Source organism: Spirosoma foliorum (assembly GCF_014117325.1).
In the GTDB taxonomy this organism is placed as follows: domain Bacteria; phylum Bacteroidota; class Bacteroidia; order Cytophagales; family Spirosomataceae; genus Spirosoma; species Spirosoma foliorum.
Genome location: NZ_CP059732.1, coordinates 2,894,532 through 2,915,466, shown reverse-complemented (window position 1 = coordinate 2,915,466; position 20,935 = coordinate 2,894,532). Strand labels below are relative to the sequence as shown.

General features: G+C 47.2%; 20 protein-coding genes. 8 read left to right on the top strand and 12 right to left on the bottom strand.

Annotated features, from left to right (window positions below; all coding sequences use genetic code 11):
* Nucleotides 1-10: 10 nt before the first annotated feature.
* Nucleotides 11-166, bottom strand: coding sequence for a hypothetical protein (locus H3H32_RS12255; protein WP_182462979.1), 156 nt, complete (start codon nt 164-166; stop codon nt 11-13).
* Nucleotides 167-354: 188 nt separating this feature from the next.
* On the opposite strand from H3H32_RS12255, the gene hisS reads away from it, so the two are divergent.
* Entirely contained in the window at nt 355-1,719 is a 1,365-nt protein-coding gene (hisS, locus tag H3H32_RS12250) for a histidine--tRNA ligase (protein WP_182462978.1), read from the top strand.
* Between the two features lie 32 nt (nt 1,720-1,751).
* Here the strand turns inward: hisS and cobA are convergent, their stop codons facing one another.
* The 5 genes from cobA to H3H32_RS12225 all read right to left on the bottom strand — a co-directional run bounded on the left by cobA (nt 1,752) and on the right by H3H32_RS12225 (nt 8,076).
* Complete coding sequence (gene cobA / locus H3H32_RS12245; protein WP_182462977.1) at nt 1,752-2,504, bottom strand: uroporphyrinogen-III C-methyltransferase; 753 nt, start codon at nt 2,502-2,504, stop codon at nt 1,752-1,754.
* 67 nt (nt 2,505-2,571) lie between these two features.
* The gene (locus H3H32_RS12240) at nt 2,572-4,722 is read right to left on the bottom strand and encodes a nitrite/sulfite reductase (RefSeq protein ID WP_182462976.1); all 2,151 of its coding nucleotides are present in this window, start codon (nt 4,720-4,722) and stop codon (nt 2,572-2,574) included.
* A gap of 190 nt (nt 4,723-4,912) precedes the next feature.
* Nucleotides 4,913-6,958 carry a transketolase gene (gene tkt / locus H3H32_RS12235; protein ID WP_182462975.1) on the bottom strand — a complete coding sequence of 682 codons (2,046 nt, stop codon included), beginning with the start codon at nt 6,956-6,958 and terminating at the stop codon, nt 4,913-4,915.
* A gap of 150 nt (nt 6,959-7,108) precedes the next feature.
* Nucleotides 7,109-7,681 (bottom strand): NADPH-dependent FMN reductase, encoded by a 573-nt coding sequence (locus H3H32_RS12230; protein WP_182462974.1) that lies wholly within the window; start codon nt 7,679-7,681, stop codon nt 7,109-7,111.
* Between the two features lie 146 nt (nt 7,682-7,827).
* Nucleotides 7,828-8,076 carry a hypothetical protein gene (locus H3H32_RS12225; RefSeq protein WP_182462973.1) on the bottom strand — a complete coding sequence of 83 codons (249 nt, stop codon included), beginning with the start codon at nt 8,074-8,076 and terminating at the stop codon, nt 7,828-7,830.
* Between the two features lie 37 nt (nt 8,077-8,113).
* Here H3H32_RS12225 and H3H32_RS12220 point away from each other — a divergent pair, with 37 nt between their 5' ends.
* The 3 genes from H3H32_RS12220 (at nt 8,114) to H3H32_RS12210 (ending at nt 12,374) form a co-directional block, all read left to right on the top strand.
* Entirely contained in the window at nt 8,114-9,196 is a 1,083-nt protein-coding gene (locus H3H32_RS12220) for a tetratricopeptide repeat protein (protein ID WP_182464323.1), read from the top strand.
* 185 nt (nt 9,197-9,381) lie between these two features.
* Nucleotides 9,382-9,717 (top strand): PadR family transcriptional regulator, encoded by a 336-nt coding sequence (locus tag H3H32_RS12215; RefSeq protein WP_182462972.1) that lies wholly within the window; start codon nt 9,382-9,384, stop codon nt 9,715-9,717.
* Nucleotides 9,714-12,374: an ABC transporter permease gene (locus H3H32_RS12210; protein WP_220472636.1), complete on the top strand. Its 2,661-nt coding sequence runs from the start codon at nt 9,714-9,716 to the stop codon at nt 12,372-12,374. The genes H3H32_RS12215 and H3H32_RS12210 overlap by 4 nt, the downstream gene beginning before the upstream one ends.
* 181 nt (nt 12,375-12,555) lie before the next feature.
* Here H3H32_RS12210 and H3H32_RS12205 read toward each other — a convergent pair whose 3' ends face one another.
* On the bottom strand, nt 12,556-14,019 hold the full coding sequence (locus tag H3H32_RS12205) for a M48 family metalloprotease (RefSeq protein WP_182462971.1): 1,464 nt from the start codon (nt 14,017-14,019) through the stop codon (nt 12,556-12,558).
* A gap of 356 nt (nt 14,020-14,375) precedes the next feature.
* Between H3H32_RS12205 and H3H32_RS12200 the strand changes: the two genes are divergently transcribed.
* The gene (locus tag H3H32_RS12200) at nt 14,376-14,810 is read left to right on the top strand and encodes a hypothetical protein (RefSeq protein ID WP_182462970.1); all 435 of its coding nucleotides are present in this window, start codon (nt 14,376-14,378) and stop codon (nt 14,808-14,810) included.
* Between the two features lie 98 nt (nt 14,811-14,908).
* Here H3H32_RS12200 and H3H32_RS12195 read toward each other — a convergent pair whose 3' ends face one another.
* Nucleotides 14,909-15,076, bottom strand: a complete 168-nt coding sequence (locus tag H3H32_RS12195; protein WP_182462969.1) for a lmo0937 family membrane protein — start codon at nt 15,074-15,076, stop codon at nt 14,909-14,911.
* 245 nt (nt 15,077-15,321) lie between these two features.
* Complete coding sequence (locus H3H32_RS12190; protein WP_182462186.1) at nt 15,322-16,326, bottom strand: IS701 family transposase; 1,005 nt, start codon at nt 16,324-16,326, stop codon at nt 15,322-15,324.
* Between the two features lie 440 nt (nt 16,327-16,766).
* Between H3H32_RS12190 and H3H32_RS12185 the strand changes: the two genes are divergently transcribed.
* The 3 genes from H3H32_RS12185 to H3H32_RS12175 all read left to right on the top strand — a co-directional run bounded on the left by H3H32_RS12185 (nt 16,767) and on the right by H3H32_RS12175 (nt 18,124).
* A complete protein-coding gene (locus H3H32_RS12185; protein WP_182462968.1) occupies nt 16,767-17,129 on the top strand; it encodes a hypothetical protein in 363 nt (120 codons plus the stop codon).
* Nucleotides 17,130-17,267: 138 nt separating this feature from the next.
* Nucleotides 17,268-17,630, top strand: a complete 363-nt coding sequence (locus H3H32_RS12180; protein ID WP_182462967.1) for a hypothetical protein — start codon at nt 17,268-17,270, stop codon at nt 17,628-17,630.
* Nucleotides 17,631-17,803: 173 nt separating this feature from the next.
* Nucleotides 17,804-18,124 (top strand): hypothetical protein, encoded by a 321-nt coding sequence (locus H3H32_RS12175; RefSeq protein WP_182462966.1) that lies wholly within the window; start codon nt 17,804-17,806, stop codon nt 18,122-18,124.
* Between the two features lie 171 nt (nt 18,125-18,295).
* Here H3H32_RS12175 and H3H32_RS12170 read toward each other — a convergent pair whose 3' ends face one another.
* From H3H32_RS12170 to H3H32_RS12160, 3 genes are all read right to left on the bottom strand, one after another.
* The gene (locus H3H32_RS12170; protein ID WP_182462965.1) at nt 18,296-18,931 is read right to left on the bottom strand and encodes a DedA family protein; all 636 of its coding nucleotides are present in this window, start codon (nt 18,929-18,931) and stop codon (nt 18,296-18,298) included.
* 219 nt (nt 18,932-19,150) lie between these two features.
* Complete coding sequence (locus H3H32_RS12165) at nt 19,151-19,558, bottom strand: hypothetical protein (protein ID WP_182462964.1); 408 nt, start codon at nt 19,556-19,558, stop codon at nt 19,151-19,153.
* 69 nt (nt 19,559-19,627) lie between these two features.
* Nucleotides 19,628-20,896, bottom strand: coding sequence for a sensor histidine kinase (locus tag H3H32_RS12160; RefSeq protein WP_182462963.1), 1,269 nt, complete (start codon nt 20,894-20,896; stop codon nt 19,628-19,630).
* Between the last annotated feature and the right edge of the window lie 39 nt (nt 20,897-20,935).

The window sequence follows — 20,935 nt, the reverse complement described above, 5'->3', positions numbered from 1 at the left end:
TAATAATCGCTTAAGCGGCTTTTTTCTCAGCGAACGATGCCTTGATCGCTTCTACGTCAACATTTTTGATCGTAGGCTTACGCAGCAATTGTTTGATGGCGTTGGTTTTATTGTTGGCAATAGCGCGGTTCCGGCGGCCCTTACGCTTTAATTCAGTAACTCCCATGATTGTATCTTTTTAACGTATCGGTTCAAAATCAAGGTGCAAAAATACGGTTTTTTCTGACAGGATTAACAGGATTAACAGGATTTTTATGGGGCTAGCTTAGGATTACGAGCACAAATGTGCAGTAAACCGGATAAGATTAGGTGGATTTCTGCAAATCTGTACGCGTGTCTGCATAATTTTGCGCTATGCAAAAACCAAGCTTACCTAAAGGCACTCGTGATTTCGGCCCGGAGCAGATGCGCAAACGGCTTTTTATATTCGATACAATCCGTCAAACATTTCAACGCTTTGGCTTTCAGCCACTCGAAACTCCGTCTATGGAGAACCTGTCGACGCTGACAGGCAAGTATGGCGATGAAGGCGATCAACTGCTATTCAAAATACTTAATTCTGGCGATTTTGCCGCTGGTTTGACGGAAACCGACCTGCAAACCGGTTCGAAGAAACTGACGCCAAAAATTGCAGAAAAAGGGCTTCGGTACGATCTGACGGTTCCGTTTGCCCGCTATGTGGTCATGAATCGGAATGCATTGACGATGCCGTTTAAGCGGTATCAGATGCAACCCGTCTGGCGGGCTGATCGGCCACAAAAGGGACGTTACCGTGAATTTTATCAGTGCGACGCCGATGTTGTCGGAACCGACTCCCTGATTTGTGAAGCAGAAATTGTTCTGATGATTCACGAGGTGTTTCGCAACCTGGGTATTCAGGATTTCACGCTGAAACTTAACAATCGAAAAATTCTGGCAGGTATTGCTGAGGTTATTAGTGCACCAGGGCAGGAGGGGTTATTGTCTGTCGCGATTGACAAACTAGATAAAATCGGCAAAGAGAAAGTACTGGATGAGTTGCGAGAGCGTGGATTTTCAGAAACGGCCGTCGCTAATCTGGACCCCATCTTTACGTTCAGTAATCAGGCTCCCGCTCAAGTTTTAGACCAGCTTGAAACCTGGCTGTCGACTTCTGAAACCGCTCAACAAGGCATTGCTGAACTTAAAGAAACACTTCAGCTAGTGGGCCAATATGGTCTATCAGACAGTCAGATTGAACTCGATCCAACGCTGGCTCGTGGGCTTTCTTATTATACCGGCGCTATTTTCGAAGTCAAAGCGAATGGTGTTAGCATCGGCAGTGTCAGTGGTGGTGGCCGTTATGATAACCTGACGGGGGCTTTTGGCATGCCCGGTTTGTCGGGCGTGGGGATTTCGTTCGGGGTAGACCGTATTTATGACGTGATGGACGAATTGAACCTATTTCCGGCCGGAGCAGGGCAGGGAACTCAGGTGCTTATCGTCCCCTTTGATGCAGAAGCCCGCACTGTTGCTTTGCCTTTATTAAGTAAGCTACGGACTGCCAATATCGCTTCAGAAGTTTACCCGGACCTGGCCAAAGTGAAGAAGATGCTCGATTTTGCCAATGCCAAAGCGATTCCGTATGTCGTGTTGATTGGCTCAGAAGAAGTGCAAACGGGAATGTTATCGCTGAAAAATATGATAACGGGCGAACAGAAAAGAGCGACTGCGGAAGAGATTCTGCAACTGGTGAAGTAATTTTTGTCAAGACCTATAAGGTTTTAAAAACCTTATAGGTCTGAAGTAGATGCGTTCAGAACACTCTGGAGATCCGTTTGCGTTAATGCCGCTACTTCGCCCACCACAATAATCGCCGGGTTGCCGATTCCCGATTCGGTAACTTTCTCATTAATAGTCGCTACATTTCCAACCACAAGCTGCTGATCCGTTAGTGTACCATTCTGAATAATGGCAACGGGAGTATTGGTTTTACCACAATTGGCAAAAACGGCCATGATTTCAGGCAGTTTGTGCATACCCATCAAGATAACAACGGTTGCAGTCGATTGAGCGGCCAAGTGTAAATCGGACGAAAGCTGACCGGCTTTGGTTGTTCCGGTAACGACCCAAAAACTTTCCGAAATTCCCCGTGTGGTTAGGGGGATTCCAGCTGAAGCGGGTACGGCATAGCTACTGGACAGACCCGGTATAACCTGTGTGTCAATCCCGTGCTGCCTAGCATAGTCAACTTCTTCGTACCCGCGCCCGAATATGAACGAGTCGCCCCCTTTGAGCCGGACCACATGCCCGTATTGCTGGGCATAATGGACGATGAGTGGGTTAATATCTTCCTGAACGCACGAGTAAGCACCCCGGCGTTTGCCGACATAAACTTTCAAGGCATCAGGCTGGCAATATTCCAGTAAGTCAGGGTGGACCAGCGCATCGTACATGACCACGTTGGCCTGTTGTAAGGCTTTAATTCCTTTTACTGTAATTAAGTCAGGGTCGCCAGGACCAGCCCCTACGAGCGTAAGCTTCATAATGATGTAGGATATAGGATGTATGATATAGGCGAACTATCCCCTATATCATACATCATACATAAATTTAACTATCCAGCGCCTGGGTCAAGGCTTGTAACTCAGGTAAACCTTCCTGTTCGATTTGCACTTCCCGGTAAGCTTGAACAGCCTGAAGAAAGGCTTCGCCCTGTGCAATGAACCGACGAGCAAACTCTTCAGAGGGTTCCTGTTTGTTAATGCTGAACACCAACGCTTTAAATTCGCCTTCTGCCTGATGGAAATCGGGCGTGCCGACAAAGGTTTTATCGAAATCACTTACGATGCCGTGTTGTGTGTTGGTTGGCACATCGCGGCTCATTAAAGCGGCTCTGGCACCTGTAATAAACACATTGTAGGTATGGTACAAAGCATCTGACCAGCGGCTTTCAGAAAGCGCTTCGCGTGCCCAGCCTAATTTTTCGCTGGCTTCGGTCAACGTTGTGGCTACCAGATCGATGAGTACACTGGCGCATTCGCCGATACCCACTTCAGTAACGTATTGTTCGGTATGATCCCAGTCGATGTAATCGCTGTTGACGAGTGTTTTCAGGTCGGCCAGTGGTTTCAGCAACTGATAAAAATAGTTTTTGCCCTGACGAGCATAGTAGTCGCTGTAGTATTCGCCATCGAACGTATTGGCTTCAAAATCACGGAGTAAATACCGCAGCGAATCAGGACCACGTTTAGCGGGAATTTTAATAACCTTATCAGCTATTAGTCCTTCGCCTTTTCCATTAAAACCACCACCCAGCAACACCTGTAGGGCAGGAAGTACGTAGGCTCCGTTTTTGAGCGATGAACCATGATAACCGATGTTGGCCACTGAATGCTGACCACATCCATTCATACAGCCCGAAATCTTGATTTTGATGTCGTCGTTGAATACCAGATCCGGAAATTCATCGTGCATCATCTGTTCGAGAGCCCGTGTAATACCGTAGCTGCTCGAAATGGCCAGATTACAGGTATCCGTGCCGGGGCAGGTTGTAATATCGGCAGTCGTATCGAAACCAGGCTCAGCCAACCCAAGCGCATTGAGGGCCTGATAAATAGCTGGCAAATCCTCAGGTTTCACGAAACGAAGTAAATAGCCCTGATTGACCGTCACCCGGATATCATCGGCGGCATATTGTTTCACAATCTGGGCCAACGCACGTGCGGTATCAGAATGCATATCACCCAGCAAGACGCGCAGTTGAACCGAATACCAGCCCGCCTGTTTTTGTTCGAAAACGTTGGTTTTAAGCCAGCGATCAAATTGATCATCGCCCTCAATGATACTCGGAGCGGGCGCATCAAGACGTTCGGCAGGTGGTGTTTCGAAAAGCGAATTGCCCGCGTTGTTGTCAACTTCATACGATTTCACACGTAAAGCAGGCGTTTCGTCGGCAATGCGTTGCAGCAATTCTTCCAGACCAATATCGTTAAGCAAGTATTTCATGCGGGCTTTGTGCCGCTTCTGGCGTTCACCGTAGCGATCAAATACCCGAATGACACCCTCGATGAATGGAATCACCTGGTCTTCTTCCAGAAATTCAAACGCCGTTTGTGCTGAAAAAGGTTGAGCTCCCAGACCACCACCCAGCATGACTTTGAATCCCCGTTTGCCATCCTGTATACGAGCAATAAGCCCTACGTCATGCATATAACCATACGCAGAGTCTTTTTCGCTGGATGAAACCGAAATCTTAAACTTACGACCCATATCCTGACAAATCGGATTGCGCAGGAAATAGTCGAAAATAGTATGCGCGTAGGGAGTAATATCGAATGGCTCCAGTGGATCAATACCTGCTCTGGCTGAGCCAGTTACGTTTCGTACCGTGTTCCCGCAGGCTTCTTTTAGCGTAATGTTGGCATCCTCGAGGTCGGCCCAGAGCTGGGGCGAATCGGCCAGCTTGACAAAGTGCAGTTGGATATCCTGCCGGGTTGTAGCGTGCAGATTGCCCGTCGCGTATTTATCCGACAGATCGGCAATCCGAATTAGTTGATCGGCCGTGATGCGCCCGTGGGGCAGCTTGATCCGAATCATCTGTACGCCGGGTTGCCGTTGACCATACACCCCACGTGTGAGCCGGAATTTCCGGAACGCTTCATCGGCTATATCACCTTGTTGAAACGAACCAATCTTCTGGGCTAGATCGAGGATGTCGCGCTTGGCGGCTGTACTTATATTGTCAGTGAACTGGATAGACATAGTGAGTATTGTCTATAGGTTTAATAGCTTAATTAATTAAAACGAAACGCCGGATTGGTCCGGCGTCTTGTTTATGTACAAATATAAAACCATTCAAGGCCAGTTAGGTTCAACCGTTGCCCAACTTCTGGTTATGGTCGATAAATAATGGTTATTAAGTGCTGTGCTGTTTTCATCTTTCTAGATTACGTCAAGACAAAACCTCTTTCTTCTCCATTCCCTGCGGTTGCCCTTTTAGCACCGCTTTTGCCTGCTTGACCACGTTTTCGACCGTGAATCCAAAGTAGGCCATTAACTCTTCGGCTGGTCCTGATAGACCAAAGCGATTCATACTAATGGTGGTGCCTTCGTCGGTCACGTATTTGTGCCAGCCTATCGGCGAGCCTACTTCAACGGCCAATCGTTTGCGGATGGCAGGAGGTAATACCTGATGCTGGTAGGTAATATCCTGCTGTTCGAACAATTCCCAGGAGGGCATGCTAACCACCCGTGCCCGAATACCCTGTTTTTTTAGCTCTTGCTGGGCTTCCATTACCAGCGATACTTCTGACCCTGTAGCTAGTAGAATGAGTTGAGGAATACCTTCACATTCACTGAGGATATAGGCTCCTTTTTCGACACCCCTTGCCGAACCGTATTTGGTCTGATCGATCACGGGTAGTTTCTGTCGGGAGAGGAGTAGTAGCACCGGCGTTTTCGGTTGTTTCATGGCTACCCGCCAGGCTTCGATTGTTTCGTTGGCATCGGCAGGGCGCAGAACAATGATGTTCGGAATGGCGCGTAAGGCAACGTATTGCTCAACCGGTTGGTGTGTTGGGCCATCTTCGCCTAAACCGATGCTATCGTGGGTAAAGACGAACGTGACGGCCGACTCAGCCAGTGCGGTTAGTCGAATGGCCCCACGCATGTAATCGGAGAAATTGAGGAAAGTGCCGCCGTAGGGGTGAATACCCCCGTGTTGTGCCATGCCGTTGAGGGCAGCTCCCATAGCATGTTCGCGCACGCCAAACCAGATATTCGAATTTTCGTAATGGCCCGGCTGAAAGCTTACATCGCCTTTAGTGGGCATCTCGTTTGACGAAGCCAGATCGGCCGATCCACCAAAAATGTACGGAACCCGCTTTTTCAGGGCTTCCAGCGCTTTGCCGGATGCCTGTCGGGTAGCCAATGGGCCGTCTTCAGGGGCAAACTGAGGCAGATCCGCTTCCCAATCGGTGGGAAGCTTACCCGAAAAAGATCGGCTGAAGTCGTTTGCCTGGTCGGAAAACGTTTTCTTGTAATCCTTAAATCGTTTCTCCCAATCAGCTTGTAACTCGGCACCCCGGCTTCCGGTTTCGAGCAGGTACTCTTTCACTTCGTTGGGAATCACGAACGATTTATCGGGGTCCCAGCCAAAGAATTCTTTCGTTTTTCGGACATTTTCTTCCCCCAACGGACTACCATGCGCTTTGCTGGTTCCGGCTAATGGGCTTCCATAGCCAATAACAGTACGAACCGCAATAATGGATGGACGTTCGGTTTCGGCCTGAGCGAGTCGAATGGCGGCTTCAATGGCATCGAGGTTATTGCCATCCGATACGTGTTGGGTGTGCCAGCCGTAGGCGTCAAAGCGCGACATTCGGTCTTCGGTAAACGCCAGATCGGTAGGACCGTCCAGTGAAATCAGGTTGTCGTCGTAGAGGTAAATGAGCTTGCCGAGTTTCAGATGGCCTGCCAATGACGCGGCTTCCGATGCGATTCCTTCCATCAAATCGCCATCACTGACAATGGAATACGTATAATGATCCACAACTGAATGACCTTCCCGATTGTAGGTAGCGGCCAGGAAGGCCTCGGCCATAGCCATGCCGACTCCGTTGGCGAAACCCTGACCGAGCGGACCGGTGGTTACTTCAACCCCAGGCGTCAGATTTGATTCGGGGTGGCCGGGGGTTTTGGAATGGATCTGCCGGAAATGCTTCAGATCATTGAGGGAAAGATCATAGCCGTATAAATGCAACAGGCTATAAAGCAGGGCAGAGCCGTGACCTGCCGATAAGACGAATCGATCCCGATCGGGCCAATGGGGATCTTTCGGATTGAAACGCAAAAAGCGGGACCAGAGTACATAGGCCATTGGAGCGGCTCCCAGCGGCAAGCCAGGGTGACCGGAATTTGCTTTCTGAACAGCATCGACCGACAATAGTCGGATTGTATTGATGCTAAGTTGGTCGAGGTCAACCGAATTGTTTGTCATAACGAACGCGAATCAGATGATAAACGATAGCCTGGGTGAACGGATATAAGCTCCCCCTGATAGACTGTTTATCAACTAACTCGCGAACTGCCCGGAAGGATTGAAAAAACGAGTGATTTTCCCGGAATCTTTCCGTATACGGCCAAATCGTTACTTATCGTCCTTAATCGCTTTCATGCCTTTGGTCCAGCGCACCAACTGATGGAGCATCTGGGTGGCAGAGGCCGTCAACTGATCGGTGGGTGTGAATACCCCATCTTCATTAATAAGCCCATTGACAAGTGGGATGGTGACACCTTCAGCCAGGGCCACATTGCGGAAACCGATCAAATCGCCTTTCAGGCTGATGACTGCTCTGACGCCCGCAAATGGCCCGGCCGAGTAGCTCACAATACCCGACGGTTTGTAAGCCCATTCGTGAACCAGGTATTCTAAGGCATTTTTTAAGGATGCAGGATAGCTGTAGTCGTATTCGGCGGTTACGAAAATAAAGGCGTCGGCTTCCTCTATTTTAGCACTCCACTGTTTGGTGTGGTCGTGCTCGTACTGTTTCATGATGGGGTGGACGGCTTCATTCATGAGCGGTAGTGCAATCTCCCCCAAATCGAGGACTTCGACCTCGAAGCTGCCTTGCTTTTTGGCTTCTTCGGCAATCCACTGGGCAACAAGTGGCCCTTTCCGCCCCGGCCGAACGGTGGACGAAATGATTTTTAGTTTGTACATCTTGTGTTGGCGATAAAAATGGAGTAACTCCCAACCGGATTTACTCAGGTCACAAAAGTAGACATGAGAGGCCCCTCAAGCGAGCGAGTTACCTAAAGGAAACCACGAAAACGACGAGAAATTAGGTTTAAAAGCTGTGTCAGTCCTTAAAATGCGTTATTACGATCGCCTGTAGCCTGCCAGTCGGCATCCATATCCTGAAACCGTTGGCTTACCTTTGTCAGAAACTCCTGATCTAGTAGGCTCGGAACGGCTGCCGGGTCAATAAGGTCCATTTCGCTGACTTTGTAGGTCTGCTCATAGGGACCGGCTTCGATTTTGACAATATATTTGCTATTCCAGGCGTAAAGGCCAATGCGGAATTGCGGGTTTGGGATATCCTGAACGAAACGCACGTGGGAATGATGAATTATAAATGATGAATGATGAATGATGACTAATTTTTGGGTACTTGATTATGGTTTTACAAAGGTAAGCAACTTAGTCCGTCGCCTATTTGTCTGGGTATTCATCATTCATCATTCATCATTCATCATTGTAGGCTGTACGAACGATTCCGATGAAGCGGCTCAGTTTTTTTTGAAAGGGAATTTGCAGCTCCAGAAGCGCGAATACAAAGAAGCGATCCGGTACTATTCGGAGGCCATTGCCAAAAAGCCCGATTTTGCGGATGCGTACAATAATCGGGGCCTGGCTAAATTCCGGAACGATGATCGGGAGGGGGCATTAGCTGATTATAACCGGGCACTGGATGCTGATCGGGATTTTGGAACGGCTTATTTCAACCGGGCAGAAGTGAAGCTGGAAATGGGCGATGCCGCGGGCAGCTTAAGCGATCTCGAACGCATTGAGAAACAATACCAGGATTCTACGTTTTACCAAACCCGGTTGGGCGATACCTACGTTCGACTCAATAAAGTAGCTCAGGCGCAAACGGCATACGATCTTGCCCTTCAACTCAAGCCCAATAACGTAGAGGCCCTAACCAATCGTGGAGCACTGTATTATAGCCAGAAAGACTACAAAACAGCCGAAGCCGATATCCGTCAGGCCCTGAAACTAAATCCCAATCAGGATGCGGCTCTCAATAACCAGAGTTTATTGCTGGCACATGCCGGAAACTATGCCGAGGCTCTGACCTATGTGGAACGGGCATTGGCCCGGCAGCCGCGTCAACCGTATTACCTGAATAACAAAGCCTATTTGCTGATCAGGCTAAATCGTCCGGCTGAGGCCCTACCGCTGGTCGAAGAGTCGCTGCAACGGGATAACCAGAATGCCTGGGCGCACTACACCTTAGGACTCTATTGGCTTGGTCAGCGGCAAGCTGCCAAAGCGCTGGACGAATTCCGAACCGCTGAAAAGCTGGATGCTTCTGTCGATGCCCTTTACTATTCCATCGGGACCGCTGAATTTGCCTTAGGGAACAAAGCGAAAGCCTGCGAAGCCTGGCAACGGGGCGAATCGATCAACGATGAGCAGGCCCGTCGGGAACGAGCCAGTCGTTGTCGGTAGGCGAAGTGCTTCACTAGCCGTCCAGATATGGACAGCTTCCCGTCCGTTTTCGGACGCTAATCAGCCATGAAACGTATAAAAATAACCCTTTTTTAGGCGCGTAGCCCTTTTTAGGTGATTGGCCTTTGATTTGCTATGCAAAGAGGAAAGATAAACGTTGCTTCGGTAAGCAGGTATACCAACAGATGAAAGGTACCCAACTTGGTGAGTTTGAAGAGATCGTTCTGCTGACGATTGCCCGTCTCTACGATGATGCCTACGGCGTAGCCGTTCTGGAAGAATTAAGTGAGCGTTTGGAGCGGCATATGAGCTTAGGTGTTGTTCATCGAACCTTGCAGCGATTAGAAGAGAAAGGGCTCGTTCATTCCCGCTTTAGCGAGCCAATTGCTGAACGGGGAGGACGGAGTAAACGCCTGTTTACCGTAACCATGACAGGCGAACAAGCCTTACGGGAAGCCCGGCGTATTCGAAATGAATTGTGGGATGGTATTCCGAAAACTGCTTTTGATCATCAGCCATGAATCGAAAAAATAAAACCCAGCCGGACCAACAACCCGAACCGCCACGCTGGGCGGAATGGCTCATGACACGCATTACCGCTCCGCATCTCCGGAACGAAGTGTTGGGGGATATGTATGAATTGTTCCAGACGAGAAGCCAGCAATATGGCCATACGCCAGCCCAACTACTCTATGTGCTCGAAATGCTACTACTGTTGCATCCCCGGCTCTGGCGTCGCCAACCTCAGGTAACTCCTTTTTTCCCGCAATCAACTTATTATTCGCCACCAAACCCAATGACTATGTTAAGTAATTATGTTCGAATCGCCTGGAGAAAACTGAATAGACACAAATCCTACACGCTGATCAATGTCGTGAGCCTAAGTCTGGGTATTGCCTGTGCCATCCTAATCTTTACACTGGTTAACTACCACCTGAGTTTTGACACCTTCCATGCCCACCAGGACCGGATCTATCGGATTTATACAGAGCTTCATACCGATAAAATAACTTATAGCACGGGGGTGCCAAATCCGATGGGAGAGGCATTCCGTAAAGGATATAGTGTCGCAGATAAAGTGGGGCGAATTGCTTTTTTGAAAAAACGAGTCGTGTCTCTATCCCCGGAGAAAAAGTTTGAGCAGGATGTGGCCTTTGCCGACTCGGAATTCCTCGACATTTTTAATTTTCCATTAGTACAAGGTAATCCCAAAACGGCATTACAGGATCGGAATACCGCCCTGATTACAGAGCGAGTTGCGAAACAGTATTTTGGGGATAAAGACCCAATTGGCCAAATCCTGCACATTGATGGGTCGTTGATTGTTAAGGTGACCGGCGTTCTTAAGGACCTGCCTGCTACAACAGACTTTCGTTCGGAGGTCTACCTGCCATATGACAATTTGCAGGAGCATAGTCCCTGGCTGGTTGAAAAAGACTGGTGGGTCGGTTTTAATAAAGAGATGCAATGTTTTATCCGGCTCAAACCGGATGTATCGGCAGAAGTAGTCGATGCAAAAATTCTTCCGGCTATTACGGATAAATACTACGACAAAGCGAATGCGAAGCTGTTTCATTTCAACTTACAACCGCTTTCCGATGTTCATTTTAATCCAAAACTGCGGGGATACACCGAGAAAAAGAACCTCTGGACGTTTGCCCTGATCGGTTTATTTCTGGTTGTGACGGCCTGTGTGAATTTTATTAATCTGGCAACGGCGCAGGCGTTGGGACGCTCCAAAGAGGTCGGGGTTCGGAAGGCGCTGGGAAGTGAGCGGGGTGCTTTGTTCTGGCAATTCATTACAGAGACCGCGCTTATTGCCGGATTGGCTATGATTATTGCGGTGGCACTGGCCTATCTGCTGCTGCCGTTTGTGAATCAATGGTTCGACATACAACTGGTGCTCAATCCGTTGGCCGATGCGCAGCTACTCGCCTTTTTAGTCGGTCTGCTGTTGATCGTGGTTTTTTGTTCGGGGGCTTACCCTGGTTTGATTCTGGCCCGTTTTCAGCCCGTGTTGGCGCTGAAAGGGAAACTATCGCAACGGGCAGTTGGTGGGTTTTCGTTGCGTAAGGGACTCGTCGTTACACAGTTTGCCATCTCGCAGTTGTTGATTATCGGGACGCTGATCATTACCAATCAATTGCGTTATTCGCAACAGGCCGACATGGGCTTTCAGAAAGATGCCATCGTTATTTTGCCCGTGCCTGACAATAAAACATCGAAAATCAACACGCTGGGCACGCAGCTTTCCGAACAGGCTGGGGTAGAAAACGTAACGTTTTTTGATTCCCCGCCCGCCACCGAATTCCTGGCTAGCACGTCGTTTCGTTTTGATACCCGTCCGGAAAATGAAAAATTCAATATTTCCATGAAAGCTGGCGATCATCGGTATATCCCTACGTTCAAAATTCCCATTCTGGCGGGCCGTAACCTGGCTCCGTCGGATACCATCGGGGAATACCTGCTGAACGAAACGGCCGTGAAAGCCCTTGGGCTAGCGTCTTTACAGGATGTAATCGGCAAAGCCGCGACGATCAATGGGCGAAAGGGAACGATCGTTGGCGTGATGAAGGATTTTCACTTTAAGTCGTTTCGGGTTGCTGTTGAGCCATTATGTCTCACAACCTGGGGCGAGCTTTATAACAGTTGTGGGGTAAAAATAAATCCGGCAAACCTGCGAACAACCCTGGCTGGTTTTGAAAAGGCCTGGACGGCCATGTATCCATCATCCATTTACACTTACCGCTTTCTGGATGAGGATATTGAGCGATTCTATAAGCTCGATACCATGTTACTTCGGCTCATTCAGGCGTTTGCGGCCATTGCTATTTTTGTTGGTTGTCTGGGCCTGTACGGACTGGTATCGTTCATGGCCGCTCAGAAAACGAAGGAAATCGGAGTGCGCAAAGTATTGGGCGCCAGTACGACCAGTATCCTTTGGCTATTTGGTAAAGAGTTTTCTCGCCTGTTGTTGATTGCGTTTCTGTTGGCGGCTCCGCTAGCGTGGTGGGTCATGAGCAATTGGTTGAATAGTTTCGTGTATCGGATTGAGCTTGGTGCAGGCATTTTTGTCCTTGCCATTCTGATTACGGTACTGGTTGCCCTGCTAACGGTGAGCTTCCGTAGCGTGAAAGCTGCGCTGATGAATCCGGTAAAGACGTTACGGACAGAGTAGAATGGGCATAGCCAAACAAAAAGGGCAAATCTTTCATTCGTCACCCAATTATCATCAAAAGTAAATCTGTTGATCTAATAAAAGTCCGCTCGGGCGACCCAGTCACAAACTCAGCAATGTGAGATTGTAAATTTGATTTGTGACTGGGCCGCCGACTACAACAGGTTGAAGCAGCAACGGTCTATCGACTAATGATCTTGATCAACGTGCCTCTTGTAATGCGGTCGTCCGCTTTTAACCCATTTAAGATACCAGCCTCTTCTACCCGATTAGCAGGCATCCCTAACTGGGTTACCACGTCACGAAATGACCCATCACGTGGCGTTGCTTTTACCACAATTCGTTCGGCTTTGCGATTGAGTTTATCGGGGTCACTGAGCGAGCGAAAATTTTCGGCCACCTGCTTGAATGTGCTGAAATTAGCCGTAAAGTCGGCATTGGTCGCTAGCCCATGCAGGGCATAGATGGCATTGTTATACTGAATCAGCCAGGTGCCAATCTGGAGAGCCGATTTAGGGTCCTGTTGTTGACCTTGTTGTTGTTGCTGACGGGAAATAAGGACATAGGCCGGATTGCCGTTGATGGTTGTTTTCCCGTTCTCCAGTACGTTCAGACTCAATTCTTTCACCAAATTCTGGGCCGCTTCATCCAGTGAATTCCCTTTGGCCAGCATCAGAATCATCGCTGCTTTCCCATCTTTAGCGGCCATCTGGAACTGGCTAGGTGAGTTTTGCGACTGCCAGCCGGCCGGTACCGGAAATTGAAAACGTAGTTCAGGGTGATAGAAATAGTTGTTTTCAACAAAACCCTGCTTAGGATCTTCACCATACATAATGCCGTCAATCAACCGTAGGTATTGATCGCGATTTACCTGGTAGGAGGCTGGATTTTTGGTTTGATAATCTTTGGCCAGTTCATGCACGCGCGTAAAGCGATTACCCGGATCGGGGTGAGTCGACATAAACTGGGGTATAGCCTGTCCGGACCGGTCGGAAATACGTTTGAGTGTCCCGAAAAAATCACCCATCTGGCGAGCATCGTAGCCAATCTTACTGGAATATTCGACGCCTAGCTTGTCTGACTCTGATTCGTGATCACGACTGTATTTGAGAGATAAAAGGCCCAGTCCTTGCTGAAGCGTTTCGATATTTTGACCGACAGCCTGAGGGGCTAGCACGGCTCCGCCAATGAGGGCAATTGTACTGAGCAACTGACTTTTCTGAGAGCGGGCGGCATGCTTGGCCGTAATATGACCTATTTCGTGACCCAGTACCCCGGAAAATTCAGCTTCATTATTAAAGTGGGCCAAAATACCACGCGTGAAATAAACGTAGCCTCCCGGTACGGCAAAGGCATTGACGATGGGCGAATCAACAATGTAGAATTGATAAGGAAGGTCGGGCCGATGCGAAATGCTGGCCATTGCTTTTCCTTTCTGGTTCATAAAAGCCTGAAGATTTTTATCTTCATACAGGCCCATGGTGGCAACAACAGACGGATGTGATTCTTTACCTATGACAATTTCCTGCTCGGTCGACATTAGGTTAATTTCGCGCTTACCGGTCACCGGATTGCGGGCGCAGGCCAAAACAAGTAGAGGTGTTATGACAAGGATAAGAAGTCTGAAGTAAGCGCGTGTATACATGGTAGGAGAAATAAAACGTGTGAAGCCTTTTTCAGCCAAAAAAATTTACCAGTATAAACACTCAATTACCGATTATTTGTTTAATGTAATTTTAATCTCAGTAAAACTAGTGGTTAAGAAGGGCAATTCTTGTAGCAGCATTACGACATAAAATAGTCATAGAAAATGCTCCCTCCTGATAGAATACGCGTTCCGACATGCACGCCGACTTAGTGCCTACTGATTAAACCCACAGTACACATTGACATCTATAGTACGATACCTGGTAGGTGTGGCCCACTAAGAATGCGTTAACGTGTCAACTTGGAGGGTCTGTTATGTGTCGTTTTCTAAATATATACCGTGCATCCTGTTGAATGAATAGAACAGAGCCTAATTCTGCTAGTCAGAAACTTGACTATCATCTTGAGTTGCCTACGCAATTCACCAGTTGGATTCAATTTTATGATGAGTTGACCCGGTTAGGGCTCGTTCAGCCGACCACAACGATCATCCGAATCAAAGTCTTTCGGGCAGCCGATACTATTAGGGAGGGAGATAGTCTTTCTAGCTATCTAACGTATGAGCGTCAGCATATTGAGCGAATGTGTCTGGATGAATTTCGTCTAGAACGATCCAGCCAGTCGAGCTATTGGTTGACCGTTGCGGAATTAGAACAACTGATTCAGATCGTGAGCAACCAAGCCTCCCGGTTAACGGATTGGGATTTATTACTCAAACTCAAGGCGCTATTGCAACATAAACAACAGGAAATAAAACTGAGTGACAGCCATCTGGAGTCTGGGCATTAAGTCGGTAAGCAACGGGAAGTTATAAAGGCGAGTTTCTGTCGATTGCAAAAAAGGCTAACCAACACGGTTAGCCTTTTTTGCAATCGACAGAAGGCTAATCAGACACTCCGACCTTGTATCAATCGCAAAATGATAGCGATCACAGCAATCACCAGCAAAATATGAATGAGGCCGCTACCGGCAATGCCAGCCCCTAAAACTCCTAAAAAGCCCAATAGCCAAATGATGACTAATATGACAGCGATAGTGTACAATAAATTACCCATGAGTTGAATATGTATGGTGAATGCAATGACCAACACGTACTTGCTCAGGAATGTTTTCGCTAAGTATTATTCCGTTAAGCTTTAGCTGCCTGTTATAGTCCAGAATGCACGTTCAAAGGTGCAATCAGTTAATTTCAGTTATAGTCATCAGCTTACTTTATCAATAAAATCATACGATTGATTTGATAAATGGCATATAATCTTGAGAATATATCTATAATCGTTAAATTAGATTAATTTAGGACTTACGCAAAGGCAACTGAAGGATTCGCCAACTCTTGACGAAGGTAAGCATCTAATAAGCCTTGTTTGAGTTGGTAAACCGTTTTCTTAGTCTGATAAGCCAACTGTTTAAAACGTAACCAAGTCAGAGCCGCTAAGCCAATGTGATTGCGTTGACTACGAGCTAATCGACATTGACAACATTCCAGACCCGTGATCTGCTTATCTTCTCGATGAAACTGCTCAATTGTCCAACGAATACCACTTTTTTCTTCAGCGGCACTCGTCTCATTTTGAGCTAAATCGTTGGTGACGATATAGTCCGTCCGGTGGGTAGACACCAGTACGCGGAACAGTTTAAGATAGGTGTTTTGAGGCATCTTGTGTACTTTAACCAGCTTACCCTGCTGCACCTGTTGAGCTGACCAGCTCAGATAGCTGACAGGTTGATACGGTTCTTTGCCACCTGAATCATCGACCTTACGGTTGCTCTTGATAGGACAGTAAAACAGTTTTTCATTGGTAATGAGCCACTTGAAGAGGTCGGTCACAGCATACCAACTGTCCATTAAGACGATTCGATAACTGATCTGGCGGGGTGCTAGTTGGTTAAGCATGTCCAACACATGATCCAACTTGCTTTTTCCATCCTCATCGGGATTAAAAATACGGTAGTCAATGAGCCAGAACTGATTAATTTTAGGATTGAAGTAGACACAATTAACCACACCGATGCCTTTGATGATTCCATGAGCATTTCCACTGTATTGCCGACGAACCAGTTCAATTTTATGACTATGTTCTTTATTGAGCACGGTATCATCAAAGAGGATATAGCCATCGGTATCCAGTTGAATTTGGTGGCGGACATGTTGCCAGACCTGGCGAGGTGCCACTCGGCTAGCTTTGAGAAAGTACTGCACATTGTCATGGGTGATCCCTTCCAGGTGATCAGCCAAGTAGGTAGCCGTATAGTTGATCTGGCTACTCAGTAGAAACTGTCCGTAAAGTTGTGCGGTGACCTTCAAGCTATTTTTTATTTCAATTTACCACTTTTGCGTAAGTCCTATAATTAAAAATGCGCTTCTTTTCAAGTTGCCTATTCTCTTCCTCAACTCTGTAGAATTTATGACCCATGAGTCAAATTACTTAGTTATACAACTATGATATGCTTAATGTATTTCCAAGTCACAATGGTATTGGTAAGTATTGGGAATAATTAACATGGAGGCTATTTCTAGTTTTTTTAAGTATCCGATCCGCCTGGGTCGCATCCATGAAATAACCTGGTGGCAAACATTTTGCCAAGATATCGACTATCCATATCGCCTTCTCGATTGACAGGACCCATATTCATCTAATATGATCCTTTTAGTAGTCAACCCGTTTTACGTCTAATCTATATCCATCTGTGCTGAGCATTGCGATAGACCCAGTCAAAACCAGTCCGATTTTTTGCGCTACTTCTTTGAAACGGAGAGCCGTTCTGGTTGGCCGGAGCCGTCAGGTAGCTATTCAGTTGACTGTATTTCTGGTTAGTCTATTTTACGGGTGCGCTGTACTGGAAATTGATTTAGGCGAGACCGGCGATAGCTTTGGCGATGCTTATGATACGTATGTTCTTGGAACATCGGTCCGATCACCCCAATCTACGGCGGGTGTTAAGCGAAAAATCCTTCCAGCTCAAGCCGTTATTACTCCGATCAATCGGCCGATAGCGCTGTCTGTAGGTTGGTCTTTTGTGTTCGCTTTAGCGCCATTGGTTTTCTTTATAGACAAGCCTCCCAAACGTAGGCGTCTGCAAGTAATGCATGCCATCTGGCGTCTATGAGTCATTCATTTCTTGTTGGTTTACAGTTGCGCTATTCTCGGTAGCGCGCTATGGCTCCTGCTGCCTGTTCAATCGGCGTATCAAGTGCAGCAGAATTCCTTGAACTATCATTAAGTGTTGACCTTAGAGAATTCAATTATGAGAAGATCAAAAATAGTAGCAGGTATCATTCTGGCTAGTAGCGTGTTGTTTGTAGTGTATTGCTGGGTAGTGATTGACTGGTATAATGACATGAAGTTAGGCCGCTATGAACGAGAACCCTTCAACACAGTAATCGAGATAGGAATCATTCTCGGTTATTGTTATCTGGCTTACCGATTCATTCAGTCTAAAATGACCAAAGTCCAACCTCTTACTCCTGGTAAGAGCGAGGATTATAAGACTCGCTCTCTGAGGCATTCGTATAGTCTACTCCGTAAGATGACCAACTCTGCTCCTACGACAAAATCATGGACGGGGTCGGCAGGCTGGCCTCTTACAAGATCGCAGCGCTTTAAGTAAGCAATCTGTTTTACGTGATTGCTTGATCGCTTTTCCCAATCTACCATTCACGACTAGCTTGGCGCTAAGGAGAGATCCGGCGCCAAGCCCAATTATACTTTTAGTTCTTTGATTATCAGTGCCAATAAATTGAGTAAGTAAATTTTATCCTTTCACTAAATTAAACAACGAGTATGAAAAAGATCATTTTAGGTGCTTCGCTGTTAGCGATGCTAACCATAACCCAAACCAGTTTTGGACAGGCGGCTCAAGTAGGCAAGGCCGAGAAAAAAGAAGAGAAAGCTGAAAAGAAAGTGGCCAAAGCCAAGGAGCTACGCTCGAATGCAGCTACAGGCAAAGGTCTTGAAATAGCGGGCATTTCTGACGCCAAGACTCGCGAGGCTAAAGCGGATCGAAAAATGAAACATGCTCGCAAGAAAGCGATTAAAAGTGACGCTAAAGAGTTGAAAGCTGTTGCCAAGGAGAAAACCAAAAAGGCAGCTGGTGTCGACTAATCGGAGCGAGCCAGGTGAATTTATTAAGTAGAGCAAAAGCCCTACAAACGCAGCCAGTTGGTTGCGTTTGTAGGGCTTTAGAGGTTTACTGACAATACCACTTCTTTTTTAGAAAAGCCTAGTTTACGCTTAACCAAGCCATCTTTTGGTCTTGATGCTCTGTTTAGTGACTTACCTGCGGGAGTCTGTTTCTACCGGTAACGGCAAGCCATTCTCTCGTTGTATAGAGAGGCCATTTACCGTCTGTCTTTTTAAGCGAGACCGTTTGACCCATTGGAAAACAAGTCCTAAGCCTATTATAGCTGCCAGTGCATAAAGGGCCATCGTTTCGGAAGGAGGCAGGCTCTCATAAAGCTGGTTAAATCCTTGAACCAGATTGCTGCTTAAAAGAGCCACCACCAACGCCCATACTAAAGCCCCCAGTGCATTGAAGACCATAAACCGGGCCGAAGAGAAGCCAGCCAGCCCCACAGCGGCTGGTACAGCTCCCCGTAACCCATACAGCGCCCGAAAGCCGATTACTAAACCTGTACCATAGCGATTCGTCAATCGCTCAATGCGCTGGTAGCGAAGCTGCCAACGAGGCCGTGTGCGGATAAAGTTACTGCCGTAGCGACAGCCCAGCCAAAAACAGAACTGGGTAATACAAAACGAAGAAAGTGCGGCCAGGGCAATGACGGCGGGCAAGGAAAAATACCCTTGGTTGGCCAAATACACTCCGACCAGTAAAAAGGCTTCACTTTCCAGCAGCACCCCAAGAAACAGGATAGGATAGCCATAAGTGAGCATAAGTTCTTGAAAGTCCATAGTCCATTAGATAACGTTGAGTCTTAATAAAACTCACTAGTGGTCAAATGGTTATCACCAAGTAGCTTTAGCCTTTTATAAATTGTCAGTTTTGTTTAAGGTGATGACAATCATATCATGAGGGCGACGCTGTAGGCTATCAGGGTCGAAACAGACCTTACCGGCGAACCAGGGTCGCCGAGGTTGAAAAGACATAGCAAAACCTACAAAGCTGGTAGGCTAGACTCTACTTTCAGGATACACTTTTTTGTGCTGCGTAACAACGATCTGATACTGCTCAGGCGTTAGGATCGCTTTATAGGCTTTTACTTTTTCGTCTTCTACGCCCAGCGCCAGGGTTCTTAATTTTTTCTGATTCATTCCGGCGGCTTTTAACGTTTTTACGCCCTCGTTAAAGTCGACAACAGCTTTCGTAATAATTTCTTTTGCTTTGGGTAATTGCTGATCGGTTAATTTAAGTCGTTGTTTATCGGCCTTTACTACCGATTTAATAATCATTCCGACGGTAGCCCCATTGTTGAGGAACACAAATTTTTCGTTTTCGGGTGATTTGACAGGCGGTTTCTGGGCAATTAAAACAGGGGATGACCCAAGTAGGATGGCGATGGTAATCAGAAGGTATTTCATCAGGGGGCTCGTTCACGAATTGAACCATGAAATACGATAACTTGTGACAGAAATGCTAGTCTGGGTAGGTTATATACTCTTTTGGGGAAACAGCACTTCCACCGTTGTTCCTTCGCCTACCTGGCTCTGAATCGTAAGCTGGCCCCCATTGGCTGCTACTAACTCCTGGACCAGTTGCAACCCAATACCTGTGCCTCTTTCTCCGCCTGTGCCTGGTCTGGAAATAAAGGAGTTGGCCAGTGAAGCGATCGTTGGTTCGTCCATACCAATCCCCGAATCCGTGAGTGTTAATTTAGTCCCATCGGCCATTGCCTGGGTCTGAAGATAAAGAGAACCGCCCACTGGCGTGAATTTGATGGCATTCTGAAGAATATTTCGGATAATGATCTGGACCTGGTAGCTATCGACAAAGACCTCAGTCGGTTCCATCTTTGTTCGTAAGCTTAGCTCCTTGAGCTGAAGCTGATTGTCGTATAGAGCGAGGGTAGCTTGTAGAAGTTGGGGTAAATCGACATGAACAGGTCTGTTGCCAAGCGCTTCCCGTTGCAGTAGGCTCCATTGTAGTAAATTATCCAGAGTTACATAGGTCCTGTCGACACTATCAACCAATCGGTGATACTCTTCCAGTGAAATCGTAATCCGTTTCGATTTCGGGTTACGATCCCGAAGCTGCTCGAGCTGCATTTTCAGGATCGCGATGGGGATGCGCAGATCATGGGCGATGATATTGAACAACTTATCTTTCAATGTGTTCAGCTCAGAGAGTCGCCGATTTTTGCTTTCAATGGCCGCCTGATTTTCGTCCGTTAGCTTTTTTACCCAATCACTAAAGAAAGCAACGACCATGAAGGGCGCTATAAAACTAATATACTGGCCAAGATTATTAGGCTCGTGCAAATAATAGACGGCTAGACCTCGAATGAGTAAGCCTAATAAACCGGATACAATAGCAAAAAAATAAGCTGGCCTTCCATCCAGTATAAAAATGGAAATACAGACAATATAGAAGTAATTATTTTCAACAAGCGTATCGATGCCTTGACTGATGCGTAAAACAGCGATCCCAAAGGCATCCAGGATGGCTATGCTGATGAAATACAAGGCCGCTATCCGAAAGGGATACCGTTTCAACAGGATGAGAATGGGTAAAAGAGTAAGCGAGGCAAAAACCAGTTCAGGAATCCGGCTATATTGATGAGCGACGAGATGTACGAGACCAGCTAGGCATAATCCAGTGGTAATAATAAGTTGAGCGCCTACAATGATCTTGAATTTAACCTGATCATTGCGGGAGAGGCCAGGTGGTTGGAGCGTGTGGAACGGGTTTTGCCAGACCATAAGAAAAACAAGTAGCTATTATACTATACGCTATATCAA

Coding starts and splice junctions, on each gene's coding strand:
- H3H32_RS12255 (WP_182462979.1), bottom strand. CDS start 166: ATGGGAGTTACTGAATTAAAGCGTAAGGGCCGCCGGAACCGCGCTATT.
- hisS (WP_182462978.1), top strand. CDS start 355: ATGCAAAAACCAAGCTTACCTAAAGGCACTCGTGATTTCGGCCCGGAG.
- cobA (WP_182462977.1), bottom strand. CDS start 2,504: ATGAAGCTTACGCTCGTAGGGGCTGGTCCTGGCGACCCTGACTTAATT.
- H3H32_RS12240 (WP_182462976.1), bottom strand. CDS start 4,722: ATGTCTATCCAGTTCACTGACAATATAAGTACAGCCGCCAAGCGCGAC.
- tkt (WP_182462975.1), bottom strand. CDS start 6,958: ATGACAAACAATTCGGTTGACCTCGACCAACTTAGCATCAATACAATC.
- H3H32_RS12230 (WP_182462974.1), bottom strand. CDS start 7,681: ATGTACAAACTAAAAATCATTTCGTCCACCGTTCGGCCGGGGCGGAAA.
- H3H32_RS12220 (WP_182464323.1), top strand. CDS start 8,114: ATGACTAATTTTTGGGTACTTGATTATGGTTTTACAAAGGTAAGCAAC.
- H3H32_RS12215 (WP_182462972.1), top strand. CDS start 9,382: ATGAAAGGTACCCAACTTGGTGAGTTTGAAGAGATCGTTCTGCTGACG.
- H3H32_RS12210 (WP_220472636.1), top strand. CDS start 9,714: ATGAATCGAAAAAATAAAACCCAGCCGGACCAACAACCCGAACCGCCA.
- H3H32_RS12205 (WP_182462971.1), bottom strand. CDS start 14,019: ATGTATACACGCGCTTACTTCAGACTTCTTATCCTTGTCATAACACCT.
- H3H32_RS12200 (WP_182462970.1), top strand. CDS start 14,376: ATGAATAGAACAGAGCCTAATTCTGCTAGTCAGAAACTTGACTATCAT.
- H3H32_RS12195 (WP_182462969.1), bottom strand. CDS start 15,076: ATGGGTAATTTATTGTACACTATCGCTGTCATATTAGTCATCATTTGG.
- H3H32_RS12180 (WP_182462967.1), top strand. CDS start 17,268: ATGAGAAGATCAAAAATAGTAGCAGGTATCATTCTGGCTAGTAGCGTG.
- H3H32_RS12175 (WP_182462966.1), top strand. CDS start 17,804: ATGAAAAAGATCATTTTAGGTGCTTCGCTGTTAGCGATGCTAACCATA.
- H3H32_RS12170 (WP_182462965.1), bottom strand. CDS start 18,931: ATGGACTTTCAAGAACTTATGCTCACTTATGGCTATCCTATCCTGTTT.
- H3H32_RS12165 (WP_182462964.1), bottom strand. CDS start 19,558: ATGAAATACCTTCTGATTACCATCGCCATCCTACTTGGGTCATCCCCT.
- H3H32_RS12160 (WP_182462963.1), bottom strand. CDS start 20,896: ATGGTCTGGCAAAACCCGTTCCACACGCTCCAACCACCTGGCCTCTCC.